General features: G+C 22.0%; 1 protein-coding gene. It reads right to left on the reverse strand.

Features of this window, described 5'->3' with window-relative positions; genetic code table 11:
- Window positions 1–514, reverse strand: a 514-nt coding sequence (locus tag RGC78_RS16155; protein ID WP_309556961.1) for an RHS repeat domain-containing protein, incomplete at both ends; no start/stop codon positions are given.

The following is a 514-nucleotide window of genomic DNA, read 5'->3' on the forward strand; positions in this document are numbered from 1 at the left end:
TCTATCAATTTCATCATAAACTTTTACTATTTCATAACCTTTTGGAGTTATTATCTTAGTTAAATTTCCATTCTTATCATATTCATATTTTGTTATAGACCAAATATTTTTTCCTTTATTCTTAGAAGATATAAATTTACCATCTATCTCTTCTTTCTTCTCAATTAAATTTCCTACTTTGTCATAAACATAATGAATTATTTTATTTGTAGTATCATTAATTTTAAAGCTTTCATATATTTTATTGTTTAAGCAATCATATTTATATCTTGCCTTAGCTCCACATTTATCTTTAACTTCTATAAGTCTATTTTCTTTATCATAAGTAAAGTAAATTTCATTATAATTGTTGCATATTTCATCTTCAAATATAGCATCAATTCCATGCTTTTCTAATATCTTATTTCCATTTTTATCATAACAATAAGATGTTACTTGATACTTAGTTTTACTTTCTAAATTATTATTATCTGCACTTTCATTTGAATCTATATCTATTATTTCAACAGGAACA

The sequence above is a fragment of the Clostridium aquiflavi genome, from assembly GCF_031344075.1.
GTDB lineage: Bacteria > Bacillota > Clostridia > Clostridiales > Clostridiaceae > Clostridium > Clostridium aquiflavi.